General features: G+C 66.5%; 19 protein-coding genes. 1 reads left to right on the top strand and 18 read right to left on the bottom strand.

Annotated features, from left to right (window positions below):
- Nucleotides 1-29 precede the first annotated feature (29 nt).
- Genes fabG through HB634_RS09980 form a run of 16 tightly spaced genes read right to left on the bottom strand, consistent with a single transcriptional unit; the run spans nt 30 to nt 13,948 of the window.
- Nucleotides 30-758, bottom strand: coding sequence for a 3-oxoacyl-ACP reductase FabG (gene fabG, locus HB634_RS10055; protein ID WP_213948462.1), 729 nt, complete (start codon nt 756-758; stop codon nt 30-32).
- Nucleotides 755-1,228, bottom strand: coding sequence for a hotdog family protein (locus HB634_RS10050; RefSeq protein ID WP_063573232.1), 474 nt, complete (start codon nt 1,226-1,228; stop codon nt 755-757). The genes fabG and HB634_RS10050 overlap by 4 nt, the downstream gene beginning before the upstream one ends.
- Nucleotides 1,225-2,403, bottom strand: coding sequence for a beta-ketoacyl-ACP synthase (locus HB634_RS10045; protein ID WP_213948461.1), 1,179 nt, complete (start codon nt 2,401-2,403; stop codon nt 1,225-1,227). Before HB634_RS10045 ends, HB634_RS10050 begins: the two co-directional genes overlap by 4 nt.
- Nucleotides 2,404-2,407: 4 nt before the next feature.
- Complete coding sequence (locus tag HB634_RS10040; protein WP_255548479.1) at nt 2,408-3,136, bottom strand: class I SAM-dependent methyltransferase; 729 nt, start codon at nt 3,134-3,136, stop codon at nt 2,408-2,410.
- A 5-nt stretch (nt 3,137-3,141) separates the two neighbouring features.
- Nucleotides 3,142-3,582 carry a thioesterase family protein gene (locus tag HB634_RS10035; protein ID WP_213948460.1) on the bottom strand — a complete coding sequence of 147 codons (441 nt, stop codon included), beginning with the start codon at nt 3,580-3,582 and terminating at the stop codon, nt 3,142-3,144.
- Entirely contained in the window at nt 3,572-4,528 is a 957-nt protein-coding gene (locus HB634_RS10030) for a glycosyl transferase (protein WP_213948459.1), read from the bottom strand. The genes HB634_RS10035 and HB634_RS10030 overlap by 11 nt, the downstream gene beginning before the upstream one ends.
- Complete coding sequence (locus HB634_RS22860; RefSeq protein ID WP_255548478.1) at nt 4,521-5,693, bottom strand: hypothetical protein; 1,173 nt, start codon at nt 5,691-5,693, stop codon at nt 4,521-4,523. The genes HB634_RS10030 and HB634_RS22860 overlap by 8 nt, the downstream gene beginning before the upstream one ends.
- Nucleotides 5,681-5,950: a phosphopantetheine-binding protein gene (locus HB634_RS10020; protein WP_063572726.1), complete on the bottom strand. Its 270-nt coding sequence runs from the start codon at nt 5,948-5,950 to the stop codon at nt 5,681-5,683. Before HB634_RS10020 ends, HB634_RS22860 begins: the two co-directional genes overlap by 13 nt.
- Nucleotides 5,947-6,735: a lysophospholipid acyltransferase family protein gene (locus tag HB634_RS10015; RefSeq protein ID WP_213948458.1), complete on the bottom strand. Its 789-nt coding sequence runs from the start codon at nt 6,733-6,735 to the stop codon at nt 5,947-5,949. The genes HB634_RS10020 and HB634_RS10015 overlap by 4 nt, the downstream gene beginning before the upstream one ends.
- Nucleotides 6,711-7,445 carry a beta-ketoacyl synthase chain length factor gene (locus HB634_RS10010; protein WP_213948457.1) on the bottom strand — a complete coding sequence of 245 codons (735 nt, stop codon included), beginning with the start codon at nt 7,443-7,445 and terminating at the stop codon, nt 6,711-6,713. The genes HB634_RS10015 and HB634_RS10010 overlap by 25 nt, the downstream gene beginning before the upstream one ends.
- On the bottom strand, nt 7,442-8,668 hold the full coding sequence (locus tag HB634_RS10005) for a beta-ketoacyl-[acyl-carrier-protein] synthase family protein (protein WP_213948456.1): 1,227 nt from the start codon (nt 8,666-8,668) through the stop codon (nt 7,442-7,444). The genes HB634_RS10010 and HB634_RS10005 overlap by 4 nt, the downstream gene beginning before the upstream one ends.
- Nucleotides 8,668-9,894, bottom strand: coding sequence for a beta-ketoacyl-ACP synthase (locus HB634_RS10000; RefSeq protein ID WP_213948524.1), 1,227 nt, complete (start codon nt 9,892-9,894; stop codon nt 8,668-8,670). Before HB634_RS10000 ends, HB634_RS10005 begins: the two co-directional genes overlap by 1 nt.
- A 32-nt stretch (nt 9,895-9,926) precedes the next feature.
- On the bottom strand, nt 9,927-12,281 hold the full coding sequence (locus HB634_RS09995; RefSeq protein WP_213948455.1) for an MMPL family transporter: 2,355 nt from the start codon (nt 12,279-12,281) through the stop codon (nt 9,927-9,929).
- Nucleotides 12,278-12,886, bottom strand: coding sequence for an outer membrane lipoprotein carrier protein LolA (locus HB634_RS09990; protein ID WP_213948454.1), 609 nt, complete (start codon nt 12,884-12,886; stop codon nt 12,278-12,280). Before HB634_RS09990 ends, HB634_RS09995 begins: the two co-directional genes overlap by 4 nt.
- Nucleotides 12,886-13,671 (bottom strand): glycosyltransferase family 2 protein, encoded by a 786-nt coding sequence (locus HB634_RS09985; RefSeq protein WP_213948453.1) that lies wholly within the window; start codon nt 13,669-13,671, stop codon nt 12,886-12,888. The genes HB634_RS09990 and HB634_RS09985 overlap by 1 nt, the downstream gene beginning before the upstream one ends.
- A 7-nt stretch (nt 13,672-13,678) precedes the next feature.
- Nucleotides 13,679-13,948 (bottom strand): acyl carrier protein, encoded by a 270-nt coding sequence (locus tag HB634_RS09980; RefSeq protein WP_063572332.1) that lies wholly within the window; start codon nt 13,946-13,948, stop codon nt 13,679-13,681.
- A 394-nt stretch (nt 13,949-14,342) separates the two neighbouring features.
- Here HB634_RS09980 and HB634_RS22855 point away from each other — a divergent pair, with 394 nt between their 5' ends.
- Nucleotides 14,343-14,477: a hypothetical protein gene (locus tag HB634_RS22855; protein ID WP_255548477.1), complete on the top strand. Its 135-nt coding sequence runs from the start codon at nt 14,343-14,345 to the stop codon at nt 14,475-14,477.
- 19 nt (nt 14,478-14,496) lie between these two features.
- Here the strand turns inward: HB634_RS22855 and HB634_RS09975 are convergent, their stop codons facing one another.
- Nucleotides 14,497-14,721, bottom strand: a complete 225-nt coding sequence (locus HB634_RS09975; RefSeq protein WP_157504066.1) for a hypothetical protein — start codon at nt 14,719-14,721, stop codon at nt 14,497-14,499.
- A 67-nt stretch (nt 14,722-14,788) separates the two neighbouring features.
- Nucleotides 14,789-14,998 carry a cold-shock protein gene (locus HB634_RS09970; RefSeq protein WP_063572335.1) on the bottom strand — a complete coding sequence of 70 codons (210 nt, stop codon included), beginning with the start codon at nt 14,996-14,998 and terminating at the stop codon, nt 14,789-14,791.
- Nucleotides 14,999-15,133 lie beyond the last annotated feature (135 nt).

Raw genomic sequence — 15,133 nt, 5'->3', positions numbered from 1 at the left:
GCCGATGAATCGGCTCCTACACGAGCATGTCAACAAAGGCCGCCGTTCACCGCAAGCACCTGCCGCGTGATGTAACCCGCCTCAGGACTGACCAGAAACCGCACGGCCGCCGCCACTTCTTCCGGCGTGCCAGTGCGTTCCATCGGGATGACTTTCAGGATCTGTTCGACCGGCACATCGGGGTCGAGCATGTCCGTGTCGATCAGCCCCGGTGCCACGCAGTTCACCGTGATCTTGCGCTTGGCCAGCTCCACGGCGAGTGCCTTGGCAGCGCCGATGACGCCGGCCTTCGACGCGCTGTAATTCACCTGCCCGCGGTTACCGATCATGCCGGAGACCGACGTGATGCAGACGATGCGTCCCGCTTTGCGGCGGCGGATCATCGGCATCACCAGGGGGTGAAGCACGTTGTAAAACCCGTCGAGGTTGGTTCGCAGTACCTGATCCCAATCCTCGGAGGTGAGGCCCGGAAAGGCGCCGTCGCGCGTGAGGCCCGCATTGCAGACCACACCGTAGTACGCGCCGTGCTCTGCAACATCGGCCTCGAGCGCAGCGGCCGACGCGGCGCGGTCGGCGATATCGAACTGGATAACGCGCGCCGTGCGACCTTTGGCGACAATCTCGGCAAGGACAGCCTCGGCTTCGTCGCGGCGAGAGCGGCAGTGGACGACGATGTCATAGCCGGCGTCGGCGAGATTCAGCGCGATGGCGCGGCCGATGCCGCGGCTGGAGCCGGTGACGAGGACGGTATCGTTCATGGCGCGGTTCCCTTGGAGTCGAGAGTGTTGCGTGGATCGAGGAAAGGCGTCGGGTCGGGCGGACTGAACACCGTCAGGCGTGCCTCGGCGTGCACGCCCGTCGTATCGATGCGACAGCTGAAGGCGGCCATGCCGTCGTCGTCATGGAAGGTTCGGACAGCTTCGATGAGAAGCTTGGCTCCCGGCGGAAACATGTCGGCATCGACCCTGTAACTGCGTGTGCCCAGCAGGAAGCCCGGGCGGATCTCACCCCCCGCGGCGAGCACCTGGCAGCCGTTCCACGCCGCGATAGCCTGCGCCATCAGCTCGATGCCGGCCCAGCCGGGCAGACCACCGGATTCGATGAAGGCATCGCCGCGGCGGATGGCACGCTCGCAGACGATGCGTTCGGGATCCCATTCCACCACGCGATCGAGCAGGATCATGCGACCCGCGTGTGTGAGCAGTTGTTCGATGGGCCACAGGGTCATGGTGCGTTCGCCAGGATCAGGCTCGCGTTGTTTCCGCCGAACGCGAAGGAGTTGCTCATGAGGTAACGGCGGCCGGGTGGGAGGCGACTGTCGCCATCGGTAAAGGCCAGCGGCGGCAGCGACGGGTCGGCCTCGCTATCCCACACGTGCGGTGGCAGGCGCCGCTGCGGGTCGGTGAGGGCCAGCCAGCAGAAGGCGGCCTCGAGCGCGCCGGCAGCACCCAGCGTGTGGCCGGTGAGTGCCTTGGTCGACGAGCAGGGTACGGGGCGGCCGAACGTCGCCGCGACCGCGCGGCTCTCCATTGCGTCGTTGTGTTCGGTGGCCGTGCCGTGCAGGTTCACGTAGTCGATCATGCCCGGCGCCAGACCGGCTGACGACAAGGCCCTTGTCATGGCGTCGCTGGCACCGCGACCTTCCGGGTCCGGCGAGGACATGTGGTAGGCGTCCGAGCTTGCGCCGCCGCCGAGAAAGGCGACGGGCGCATGGTCGCGCGTCATCAGGAAGAGAGCGGCTGCCTCACCGATGTTGATGCCATCGCGACGCCGCGAGAACGGCTGGCAACGGGCCGCGGCCATGGCTTCGAGCGAATGGAAGCCATTCGTCGCCAGGCGGCACAGCGTGTCCGCGCCGCCGCAGATCACGGCATCGCACAGGCCTGTCTTCAGCAGGCGTGCCGCGCTGAGCAGGGCGCGGGCACCCGAGGTGCATGCGGTGGAAATGCCGTAGGCAGGGCCGGCAATACCCAGCCACTCGGCAAGAAAGGCGGCCGGCGCACCGAGTTCCTGATCCGCATACTGGTAATGCGCCGGCCAGCTGCCGGTCTGGCCGAGCGCGGCAATGCTGCCCGTCGCCTCCTCGATGCCGGTCGTGCTGGTACCAATGACGATACCGACCCTTTCGGCACCGAAGCGCAGGACGGCAGCGCGGAGCTCCGCTTCGATTTCCTGCGCGGCGAGCATCAGCAGGCGGTTGTTACGCGTATCCCGGTGTAAGAGTTCGGCGGAAAGCGCAGGCAATGCCGCGGAGACAGGGCCGAGGCGTAGCGTGTGTTCGGGTACCCATCCGCCCAGGTCTTGCAGTCCATGCCCGGCAGCGTCGAACATCGCTTCGGCCACCGCCTGCTTTCCCACACCGAGCGAGCACACGACGCCGAGGGCATTCAGGTAGGTCGTCATGTCGTCAGCCCGGCTTGCGCGCGGCGACGTTGACCAGGGTTTCCTCGCGCTTGCCCACCGGCGGGGCGGCCTTGAGGCCCCAACGTTCCAGCAGGCCGAAATCCTTCGCACGGCTCCACCACAAGTAGGGCAGGGATACCTGTGCCTGGGTGAATACGAAACCGCGCCCACGAAGCATGGCCAGATATTCGTCGGCGCTCTTCTGGACATGCATCGGATGACGGAAGAACCAGCGGATCACCCAGGAATCGATGTACGCCTTGGTGGACTCGGCGAACAGCAGCAGTCCGCCCGGCTTGAGCACGCGCCAGAACTCGTCCAGAGCGCGTTCCTGTTCGACCAGGTGATGGAATGTCTGGTGGCAGAACACGGTATCTACGCTGGCGTCGGCCAGGTCGATACGCGCGCAATCGCTCGTGAACAGTTCCACGTCGATGCCCTCACGTGCCGCTTCCGCACGCGACAGCTCGATACTGTGGGGATCCGCGTCCAGGCCGAGCATGCGCGCCGGGGCGAAGACGTCGCGCAGATAGCGAAACGAACGCCCCTGGCCGCAGCCGACATCGAGCAAGGTGCCACCCTGCGGCAGGGGTTCACCCGCCAATCGCTTGAGATCGTTTATGGCCACGCGCAGGACGTGGTGCTGCCAGGTATGGGTGCGCAGGAAGACGAAACCGATCCGGGTTTCCTCCACGTAGGTGGCGCTGGCGTACTTCATCAGTGAGGCGTCCATGGCAATCAGGGCAACGACTGTCGCGCCAGGTGGCGCTCGACATCGTCGATGAAAACGGAAGGTGAGACCAGCTGCATCTCGCCATCGGTGAGCCTGACCGCGACCTGGATCGTGCTGGCGCGGGTCAGTCGCTCGTGGGTGGCGGCGTCGCTGAGGGTGTAGTGGATCTTCAGGCGGTTCTGCCATTCGACCAGCTCGGCACGTACGACCAGCTTCTGGCCGAAACGTGCGGCGCGCGCGTAACGCAGCTGCATGTCGATGATCGGCCACGCATAGCCGGTGTCTTTCATGCGCACATAGTCGTGGCCGAGGGCTTCGAGCAGGGCACAGCGTGCGATCTCGAGGTACTTGACGTAATGGCCGTGCCAGACGACTTCCATCGAATCGACATCGAAGAAGGGAACGGTCAACTCCGTGTCGACGGCGAATACACCGTTAGCGCGCATCGTGGGCTCCGTTCGTACCGTGCCAGTACGGGTGGAAGTTGAACCATTGCAAAGGGGCGGCGAGGCAGTGCTGCGCGAGCCATTCGGCGTAACGTGAGACGGCGCCGGCGATCGCGGCACCGCGAGTGGAACGTTCCCACGTGGACGCATCGTCGAAGCGACGCAGGTGGATGGTGTAACGCCCTGCATGCTTGATGCAGCAGACCAGGTTGACCGGGCAGCGCAGCATCGCGGCCATCAACCAGGGGCCCTGAGGAAACGCAGCCGGGGCACCGAGGAAGTCGACGTTCACGCTGCGGCCGCCATGCTCCGGGACACGATCACCGGCGATGGCGACCCATTCGCCGCGCTCGAGGCGTTGCGACAAATCCATCATCGCCACCGTATCGAGGTCACCCACATGCATCAGGCGGAGGCGACGGTCACCGGATTCGCCAAGCAGGCGATTGAAATGCGCCGCATGGGGAAGATGCATCAGCACGTTCAGTGCCACGCCTTCGCCGATCTCGGCCATGGCGCGGCAAACATCGAGATTGCCCAGGTGCGTGCAGACGAGCAGTTGCCCCCGCCCGCCGGAACGAAGCGAGTCGCGCACGCCGTCGGGGTCGTCCATGTCTACCGAGGACAAGCGCAGCTTGCCGCGCCAGACGTCGAAACGATCGAGCATGCAGTCGCCGAAGGCGAGGTATTGCGCGAGCACCGGACGCTGACGGGGAAACAGGTCGGCGCGACCGCTCCAGGCAGCCAGTCGCCGTTGGTAGTCGCCCACGATGCGCCGCGTAGCGCGACCGGTAACGAAGAAATACAGCACGATGAGGTAAATGACCGGAGCAACGGGCCGCCGCCCGAGCAGGCGCACGGCGACGGACGTGAGCTTCATGCCGAGGAAGCTTCCACGTTCTTTTCGTGACGCCCAATGCGTCGTCGCGTCTGCGGACTCAGGCATGGGTGCCTTCCAGGCGCAGGTGCGCGGACGAGTAATACGCATCACCGGTGCGATAGGCGAAATGCAGGCGTCCGCGCGCGGCGTCGTAGCGCAGCGTCAGTTCCACGCGATCGCCGGGACGCAGCAGGCGCTGGAATTTCAGTGCATCCATGCCGCGACACGTGGTCGGCGTGCCGAGCCGGGGCGCGGCGAGCTTGAGCGCCCAGCCGATCTGGACGACGCCCGGCAGGACCGGCGCATCCGGAAAGTGATCGGCGAAGCAGGCAAGGTCCAACGGCAGCTCCAGTTCGATGACATGCGCGTCGCCATCGAGGCGTTCGCCCATCACGCGTGGCGCCGTCGGCAACGCGGCCTGCAGGAGCGCATCCACCCGCGCGGATTCCGGCAAGACGTCGACGAAGCGCCAGACCATGGGCGTCGACAGCGCGTCATCGCCTGCCGCTTGCTGCCCGAGTTCATTGATGAGGCCCGCCCGCCCATGACGCAGCAGCGCCGTGCGTCCGGCAGGTGTGAACGCCACGACCATGCCCGGGCCGAGCTTGCCGGCGTAGCCGCCCGCGGCCGCCGCGACCCAGGGGTGCGAGAGCAGGCGCCCGGCCGCACCGTCCATCGGTGCCTTGTTGATCCGGCGACGCAGGCGCTGGCGCAGCAGCCACTCGCCGAGAAAGAGCACGCCCATCACGGAGTAGGCCAGAATGCCGTTGTAGAACGTCCACCATGAGAGCGGGCCCCACTTGGCCAGCAGGCCGGAGGCAGTGCCGTTGAGCAGGAAAAACACCACCCACACCCAGGTTACCTTGCGCGTGTAGCGCACGGCGACAGGTGGCAGGTCGGGCTCGGTGACACGCGCGATGCGCTCGATCATCGGTGGCCCGAATTTCAGGCTGAGACCGAACGCGGCCAGGAGTAACGCGCAGATCAGGCTGGGGTACCAGCGCAGCAGATCGTCTTCGCCGCCGAATGCGAGCACCGCGCAGTAGATCAGCGTCACGCCGAGCATCCAGCGGCCGCCGGGCTGGCGCCACAGGGCGGGTGCGCGCACCAGCCACAGGCCACCGAGGATCAACCCGAAGATCGGCGTGGACACGTGGTCCATGCCGAAGTAGACGATGAAGGGATAGAGCACGCCGACCAGCAGCAGTGCCGCGTCGCTCAGTTTGCGCATGGGGCGCCGTTCGCTTCGACGTAGTGGGCGAGGCTTCGTACCGTCTCGAAGTGGCGTCGGGCGTCACGTGAATCCGAGGCGATCTTCAACCCGTAGCGGTTCTGCAGCGCAAGCGCGAGCTCGAGGGCATCGACCGAATCCAGGCCGAGCCCCTGGCCGAAGAGCGGCTGGTCGACGGCAATGTCGTCCACCTTGAGGTGTTCGAGGGCGAGCGTCTCGATGATGAGTCCGGCGATGTTCCGTTCGAGGTCATTCATGCCTTGAGTTCCCTGGCGTAGAGGTGGTGGAGGTGGGCATTGAGCCGACGCGAGGCTATCGGCGCGGGAGCGGCTTCACTGAAGGCCGCGACGGGAATATCGTCGCCGACCCGGATATGCACGTGCACGCGGCGCTTCGGCACGCTGTACCACGGTTCGGCCTTGGTCAACGTGGTCGGCACGACCGTGATGAAAACCGGGGTGACCGTACGTGCGCCGCGCACGGCAATGGCGGCAGCGCCCCGATGGAAGACGGGATCCTGGCCGGGCGTCGTGCGCGTACCTTCCGGAAAGATGATCAGGGTCTGGCCGTCGCGGAGGACGTCGGCCGCCCGGTCGAGCATCTCGGCGCTGCCGTCGTTACTGATGTAGCCGGCGGCCATCACCGGCCCACGCATGCACGGGTTCTTCCACAGGCTGTGCTTGACCACGCAGTTGGCCTCGGGAACGTGGCCGATCAGGTAGACCACGTCGATTAACGAGGGGTGGTTGGCGACGATCATCTGGCCGGGTTGACCAAGGCGCTCCACGCCGTCGAAGCGAAACGCGACGGTGCCGGTGCGGTACATGAACTGCGAGTGCAGCCAGAACGCGCGCCCGACCGTTCGCCGGGCGCGGCGACGGCGCACCGCTTCGGGTCCAGGCCACACCAGCACCATAGGGAGTACGACCACGCGCAGCACGATGCCGCCGATGCCGAACAAAGCGAAGCTCAGGGCGGTGCAGACGAAGCGCCAGGCCCAGAAGTCGCCTCGGCGGATCACGGTACCGGTTGCCAGGTCCATCGACGCGTCTTCCACGGGTGGTCCAGGATCGCGCCATCGTGCAGTGCGCGGACGAATTGCAGGGCGTGCGGGCCAGGGGCCGACGGTGCGGCCTCTGTATTACCACGAAGCGACAGCCTCCAGCGCGGACCGGCCGCCGTGCCATCGGCCCGTGAGACGCGCAGCGCGACGGCATAGGAAAAGGGGACGTCGTCGATCCAACCGTCATAGGCCACGGCGGGACGCTCTTCGGCGAGCACGACGATCACCGCGGCGGCACCCTCGCCCAGCAGGGCGGCGGCTTCGACGATGGCATGCTCGAACGTGTCGGCTTCCCCCGCGATCGCCACGGATTCGCCGCGCTGCTCGCGCAGGATGGACCACTGCCCGGCAATCGCGTTATGGACCGAAAGGCCGAACTGCGTGGGCGACAGGGGTGCTTCGCGGCCAATGTCATCCAGCATGGCGAAGGTGCGGGTGGTCTCGCCGTGTCGCGAAGCATAAACGAAGGGCAGTTGCTCGTCGTCGCTACACATCGGCCACGCGGTGTGCATGACGATGCGCGCCAGGCGGCTGAGGCGGCGGCGTTGCATCGGCGGCACGAAGTCGCAGGAGGGCTGCTCACCGCTATCGACGAGAGGGCGAGGTGCCGCCGACCATGCGGCCCACGCGGCCGGTTCCTCGATGCCAGGCGCCCACGCGCGCCAGCGTTCGATAGCCAGCTCGATCACGTGACTGCCCCGGCATGGCGGCGAAAGACCAGGGCGGCGCAGCTGCCACCGAAGCCAAACGTATTCGACATCACGCTATCCACCGGGATCGCGAGTTCCCCCTCGATCAATGGTGCATCCGCAAAGGCGGCATCACGTCTTGGCGGTGTCGCGCCGCCGAGCAGCACGCCGTTCTCCATCATGGCGATCGACGCGATGGCGTCGAGGGCGCCCGCCGCCGCCGGCGCGTGACCGGTCAGGCCCTTGATCGACGACATGGGTGGCACGGCATGCCCGCGTTCGCCGAATACCCGGCTCAGTGCATGCCATTCGGCAAGGTCGCCGTGGATGGTCGCGCACGCGTGCGTGTTGATGTAATCGGGCAGGACGCCGGCCAGATCGATAGCCTGGTGCATGGCTTCGGCCATGCCACCCGCCTCGGGACTCACCATGCCGTTGGGATCCGACGCCGCGCCGTAACCCACGAGTTCGGCGAGGATGCGTGCGCCGCGCGCGTTCGCATGGTCGAGCGACTCGAGCACCAGCACGCCGGCGCCACCGCCTAGCACGATGCCGTCGCGATCGGCATCGTAAGGGCAGGCCACGCGCTCACCCGCCACGCTTGTCGTCGACAAGGCATTCATCACGTCGAAGCACATCGCGGCCTTGTCGTGCAGCTCCTCGGCGCCGCCGCAGACGACGATTTCCTGCCGCCCGAGCTGGATCAGTTCCATCGCCTGGCCGATAGCGTGCGTCGCACTCGTGCAGGCCGAGCTGATGGTGAAGGCGCGGCCGCCGAAGCCGAAGGCGTGGGTAAGTGTCGCCGCCACCGCACTGCCCATGCTCCGCGGCACGATGAACGGCGACAGTCGCGAGATACCGCGAGCGTGGAACATGTCCAGGCCCGCTTCGTATTCAGAGAGGGCGGCTGAAGCGCCCATGAGGATGCCGACATCGCGCTCGCCGATACGCGCCTCATCGAGTCCGGCTTCCTGCAGCGCTTCGCGGGTAGCGTGCCACGCGTACTCCGCCGCCTGCGGCAGGTAGCGACGCAGCTTGCGGTGCGGCGGCTCGAGCGTGTCGGTATCGGCGGGCGCCGCAACACGGCAGCGCATGCCCAGCGCGGCGAAATCCGGCATGTCGCGAAAGCCTGCACGGCCAGCGCGCAGGCCGTCGAACAGGGCATGGCGGTCCGGCCCGAGGCAGGACACAGCGCCCATGCCGGTGACCACGACGCGCCTCATCAGCCGACTGCCTTGAAGATCAACGACGTATTGATGCCACCGAAGGCAAAGTTGTTGTTCATGACGTAGCGGGTACGGATATCGCGGCCCTCGCCGGTGAGATAGTCCAGCGCGGCGCATTCCGGATCCGGCGTCTCGAGGTTTATCGTCGGCGCGAACCAGCCACCGCGCATCATTTCGATCGCCCACCAGGCTTCGAGCGCACCACAGGCGCCGAGCGTGTGGCCCACGTAGCTCTTCATCGAGCTGATGGGAACGCCAGTGCCCAGCACGTCCGCCGTGGCGTGGCTTTCCGCCACATCACCGCGATCGGTCGCGGTGCCGTGCGCGCTGACGTAGCCGATGGCGTCGGGCGCCAGGTCGGCGTCGGCAAGGGCCATGCGCATGGCGGCGGCCATGGTCCCGCGCGTGGGTTGGGTGATGTGCTGGCCGTCCGAGTTGGTACCGAAGCCGACGATCTCCGCGTAGATGCGCGCGCCTCGGGCCACCGCGTGCTCGTACTCCTCGAGGATCAGCGTCGTCGCCCCTTCGCCGACGACGAGGCCGTCGCGCTTGGCGTCGAACGGGCGCGGCGTCACCTGGGGTGTGTCGTTGCGGGTGCTCGTCGCGAACAGCGTGTCGAACACGGCGGCGCCGGGGCCGGACAGCTCTTCGGCTCCGCCGCACACCATCAGCGTCTGCTTGCCCTGCTGGATCGCTTCGTAGCCGTAACCGATGGCCTGGCTGCCGGAGGTGCACGCGCTGGATGTGGTGATGATGCGGCCCTTCAACCCGAAGAACACGCCGACGTTCACCGCCGTCGTGTGCGCCATCATCTGGATGTAGCTGGTCGCGGTTACGCCCTGCATGGAACCGGTTTCGAGCATGCGCCCGATGGTCTTCGCCGGCTCGATGCTGCCGCCCGACGACCCATAGGCGACGCCCATGCGCCCGTCAGTGATCTCGGTGTTGCCGAGCAGGCCGGCGTCGTCGAGGGCGCGCTCGCTCGCGGCAACGGCGAGCTGGGCCACGCGTCCCATCGAGCGCACGTGCTTGCGCGACCACGTCGACGGGATCCTGAAATCGTCGACGGGGCAACCGAGGCGTCCGTTCAGCGCATCGAAGTAATCCCACTCGTGCATGCGACGCACGGCATTGCGGAACTGGCGCAGGCGCGCCTCGATGGTGGCCCAGTCGTCGCCGAGTGGCGTGATGCCGCCCATGCCCGTGACAACGACGCGCTTCATCGCGCGACCTCCGGTAACGTGTTCTGCGTTGTTCATGCGGTTCGATTCTTCGGTGCGGGGACGCTCACCGGCGCGAGTAGCGCGGTGAAGCCGATCCCGAGGAGCAGGGTAAGGCCAAAATGTCGCAGGGCCGGCATCGTGCTGAGCGCGAGCAGGCCGAAGGAGAGCAGGGCGGTGACCGCCGAGAGCAGCACGCCGGCGTAAGCCGCGCCCGGGAGGTGGGCGACGTGTGGTTCGCCTTCGCGCAGGAAGACCGCGTAGTTGGCGCCGACGCCGAGCACCAGCATCAGTGCCATGACGTGGAACAGCGTAAGCGGTTCGCCGAGGTAGCCGAGTGCGGCCACGCTGAGCACGATGCCGGCGGCTGGCGGCAACAGGACGCGCCACGCGGAGCGCAGACCGTAGCGCCAGACGAAGGCGAGGCCGACCAGGGCCAGTGCGCCGCCGAGCCAGACATCCGCATAGCCACGATAACGGCCGAACAGCGCCGTGATGCTCGCCGGCTTGTCGACCAGCGAAACGCCTGGCAAACCATCGGACGCGGTGCGGAGCAGGTCCGCATCGTCCTGGCCCTGGGGCACGACGATGCTGCCGACGCCGTGTTTGCCGCCACTCATCCACAGGTAACGGAACGGCGTATAGGCGGGCATGGCCAGCCAGTCGTCGATCGTGAAGGCACGGCCAGGATAAGCGGCTACGAAGCCGGCGCTGCCTTCGGCGCGGAATCCCGCCTGACCCAGCCATTCACTCATGCGTTCGCGTGGTGTAAACAGCGGCTCGAGTGCCGCGATGTTCGCCGCCTGCCGATGTGCCGAAGGCAGCATGGCGCTGATGCCGGTCCAGCCGCCGAGCTTGCCGTCCGCCACCCAGGTCTGGAGCCGGTCGGTGAGCGCTTCCTCGCGCTGGAGCACTTCTTCCGCGTTGGCACCCTCGACCAGCCAGAACTGACTGCCGCCGCCAAAGCCGGCGACTTCGCGGATCGTCGCCGTTTGGGCCTCAAGCGCCTTGGGCGGCGAGATGAGCAGGTGAATATCGTCATCGTGGCCCAGGCGCAGCCAGCCTGGAACGGCGACGACACACAGCACCGCGACGCCGAGCAGCGCGCGACGCCCCGAGGCAATGCGCTGCCAGCCGAGTGCGAGCCGAACGAGGGAGGGCGAGAGCGGCGCACGGGCAGGCTTCTGGGCCAGCGCCGGCAGCAACCAGAACACGCTGGCGCAGGCGATGGCCATGCCGGCGATGGCGAAGACAGCCATCTGGCGCAGGAACGGGAACGGGACGACGGCCAGCAGTGAATAGCCAAGCAGGGACGTGGCCAGCGCGAGCAATAGCGCCGGGCGCACCTGTCGCACGCCGCGCTCGGCATGCCAGTCGGCGCCGGCATTCGCACGGGCGCAGAGGTACTGGATCGAATAATCCACCGCTTCGCCGAGCAGCGCTGCCCCGAACACCAGGGTCAGCAGGTGCAGCTGGCCGAACACCAGCACGGTAGTGGCGATGGCGCCGATCACGCCGAGCGCCGTGGAGACAAAGGCGATCAACAGCGGTCGGAGCGATCGGAAAACCAGCAGCAACAGCAGCGCGATGCCGACGGTGGAAGCGATGCCGACGACATGCGTATCGTGCTCGGCGCCTGCGCGGGCAGACGCCGCATAGAAGATGGCGCCGGTGCGCAGGAGCGCAGTACCCGGATGCCTGGCGACCATCGCGGTCTCCGCACGTTCCAGTGTTGCCAGCGCCTGGCGCTGAACGACGTCGTCGTACGACGAGCCCTTCAGCGTGGCGATGACCAGCACGTAGCTGCCATCGTCGCGATGGGCGGTGAGCATATCGTCCTCGGGTACGAGGGCGGAGCGGTTCCACGGCTGGCGGTCGAGCCAGTGCTGCATCCAGCCGAACGGATCGTCGGTGAGCTTCGCGCCGACATTGGCGCCGAACGGCTGGTTGAGACGGCGTTTCAGGGCGTCCACCGGGTCGAAGCCCGATGTCGTGAGCGCGGCCCGGTCTTCCGGCGTCAGCAAGTGGAAGCGGAACGGCAGGAAAGGCGTGACCAGTTGGTCGAGGTCGAACGGCGGCAGCTCCGCGATCACGGAGGCGAACACGGGATCCGCGGCCAACGCAGCGCCGAGCTCACGCGCGGCGTCCTTGGCCGCGTCGTCGTCCTTGTGGTGGACGAGCAGCACCATGCGATCGCCGCTGGCCCGGGCCAGCCGCTCCACGGCGTCCTCGGCAAGGGGGTGGCGTTCCGTCGCGGGAAGCAACGTGAGTACATCGGTCTGTAAGGGCGACGTGCCCCGGCCGAACAGCAGCCACGCACAAAGCAGGCAGACGACCAGCGACGCGAATGCGAACAGGCCAGCGCGCTGCGTGGTCGAAAGCGACTTCATGGAATGCCGAGCACCGTGGATTCGACCGGCGTGAGCGAGCCCGCATCGCGCGTATTGGCGAAGGTGATGAGCGTGCGCTCGCCACTGGCGAGGTTTACTTCGATCGACTGCAGGAACGCGTCGCCCTTGAGGGTGATGCCGGCAAGCACTTTCGCCACGCGCGCCTGGCGTGGCACGAAGTGCAGCGTCCAGTGCTCGGGTGTGCCATCCGCACTGATGGTGAACTGACGGGCGGCATCGTCGGACTTGCCCGCGAGCAGCGACTGCAGCATGCCGGAGACCTGGCTCACGCCACGATTGCCGTCACGGACGCGCTCGAGCTTGCCCTGCGCGTTCAACCGCGACGTATCGCCCGAGGTGAAGACCAGTGTGTCCTCGAACGGATCGCGGGTATGCCAGACCATGCCGTGGCCGATGACGAAGATCAGGTCGCCGTGGCTGAGTTGCGGTTCGGCGAGCGCCGGGTTCTCGCGGCTCTGGGTGAATTCGGCGCGTACCTGTGGGTGCTTTGCCAGATGGCCCAGCACGTCGTCGGTCAGGGCAGGCGATTGTGCGTGCGCGGCGAACGCGCAAAGCAGGGCGAAAAAAGTGATAAGTCGACGCATCAGTGGGTCTCGCTCTTGAGCTTGCGAAGAATGAGGCGCGGCGCACGGGGCAGCATGCCCAGAAGCAGGCGCGTATGCATCGCGGTAATCCGCGCGTTGTCGCGCCACATACGGAAATGCGAGAGGCCGTTTTCCGGGTAGATCACGCGTGTGGGCAGGTTACGCACGGGTACGCCCCGCCAGAAAAGGCGCACGGCGATTTCGGTGTCGAAGTCCATGCGGGTCGGCAGCGGCTTTCGCGCGATCTCGGCGCGCGTGGCATCCAGGGGGTAGAGCCGGTAGCCGCACATCGAATCCTGAATGTCGAACGACAGCGTCTCGACCCATACGCAGGCATGCGTCAGGTATCGGCCGTAGAGGCGGGCACGGGGTACGGAGTCGTCATAGATGGGACGGCCGCAGACCATGGCGTCCGGCGCGGCTTTCGCTTCGGCGAGAAAGCGCGGCACGTCGGCGGTGTCGTGCTGCCCGTCGGCATCGATCTGCAGGACGTGGCTGTAACCGGCCTCGTGGGCGGCAAGGAAGCCGGCGCTAAGGGCCGCACCCTTGCCACCGTTGGCGGCCAGGCGGATCAGCCGCAGGTCGTCGCGGCCGGCCACCAGGGCGTCGAGGATGTCGCGCGTCGCCGTGTCGGAGCCGTCGTCGACGATCAGAACGGGCAAGCCATGCCCGGCAAGCGCGTTGGCGGTCGCCGCAATGGTCTTGCCATGGTTGTAGATCGGGACAACCGCGCAAGGCGCGAAGGATCGCGCCGCGGAGTCGCGCGGTCCGGGCCTGCCCGCCATCGGTGCCTCAGCGGGCGACGAGGGTCTGCACGGTGGCGACCACGTCGCCCACGGTGCGAACGCTCTTGAAGTCCTCGGGCTTGATCCGGGTGCCGGTCATGTCCTGCACCTGGATCGCCAGATCGATGGCGTCGATGCTGTCCAGTTCGAGGTCGGTGAACAGATTGGCCTCGGGAGTGACCTTTGCGGGGTCGATCTCGAAGGTCTCGTGCAGCACGGACCGCAAACGCGCGAGCACGTCGTCGAAGGTGAAGGTTTCGGCTGGGATCGCGCTCATAAGCTCGGTAAGTCCATTTCATCCTCGAATCGTGGGTGTCACCCTTACAGGCACAAGAGTGACTACCCCGTCATCGAGGCGACGAAAGTCGTGATCGGAAAGTCTGGTTTGTCGCCGCCGCGAACGGCGTCCCCCTTGACCCAAAAGCTCCATGTAGGCAAAGCCTTACAAGACAGCCCGGGGTGACCGAAGTGTAGCAGATCGTCGCAGGGCTGCGCCGGCTGGCGGACACCCTTCCGGACGCCCGAGCTGGCGTCCGCGGACAGGGATGCGGCTTGGATGTGTGCGGCGAAAACCGCACAGGAATGCGCCCTGCGGGCCATTCCGGCCATTGGCACGCCCGATGCATCGGTAATTACGACCCCGCCTCATTCATCGTCCAAGGAGAACGACCATGAAATTCGAAACCGCCATGCTGAAGACCTTCTTCGTCGCCGGTGCCCTGACCTGCCTGCTGATGCTCGGCGCCTTCGTCGCTTCGCCGGCGAACCACGTCGCGCAGCCGGTGCTGGTGGCCGCCGCTCGCTAAGGTCGGATCGGGGCCGGCATCAGTCTGGCTCGATCACACGCACGTTAGTCGCGTACGGCGGCCCATCCACGCCGTCTCCGATATCGAATGACACCCGGTCGGCTGCCTTGAGCCCGACCCGTAGGCGAGGCCGCCGTTGCTTCTCACGAGCAGCGACCCTGGCCTCTGCTTCGAAGTAGAAAAGTGGCCACAAGGCAACACCGCCAATGCCGGCTTCGGACTCGCGTTGTTCGTCCTTCTTCATGATTCGCATCCTCCAACGATCCTGTGATGGATGAGAAGCGGAGCGCACGGATGCGTGCCCTCCCTGTTCAGATCTTCTGGACTTCCTCCGCCTGCAGGCCCTTCTGACCCTGTTTGACCTTGAATGAGACCTTTTCGCCCTCGGCCAGGGACTTGAATCCGCTCCCCAGAATGTCCTTGAAATGAACGAATACATCGGAGCCGCTTTCGCGCTCGATGAAACCGAATCCCTTGGCGTCGTTGAACCACTTGACCTTCCCGTTCTCGCGATCCGACATGACACTTACCTCAGCATGTTCTCTGCGGCGATCGCGCATCCATGGCGTCGAAAGCCGCCGGACGTATCGCCGGTTTCATCGTACGCCGGCGTGTCGTCGTCTGGCTGCGGGGCAGGTCGGCCGAACGTTGTAGGC

This window comes from Luteibacter sp. dw_328, assembly GCF_018449605.1.
Lineage (GTDB): Bacteria > Pseudomonadota > Gammaproteobacteria > Xanthomonadales > Rhodanobacteraceae > Luteibacter.
The sequence above is the reverse complement of the archived record's forward strand: the minus strand, read 5'-3'. Positions and strand labels throughout refer to the sequence as shown.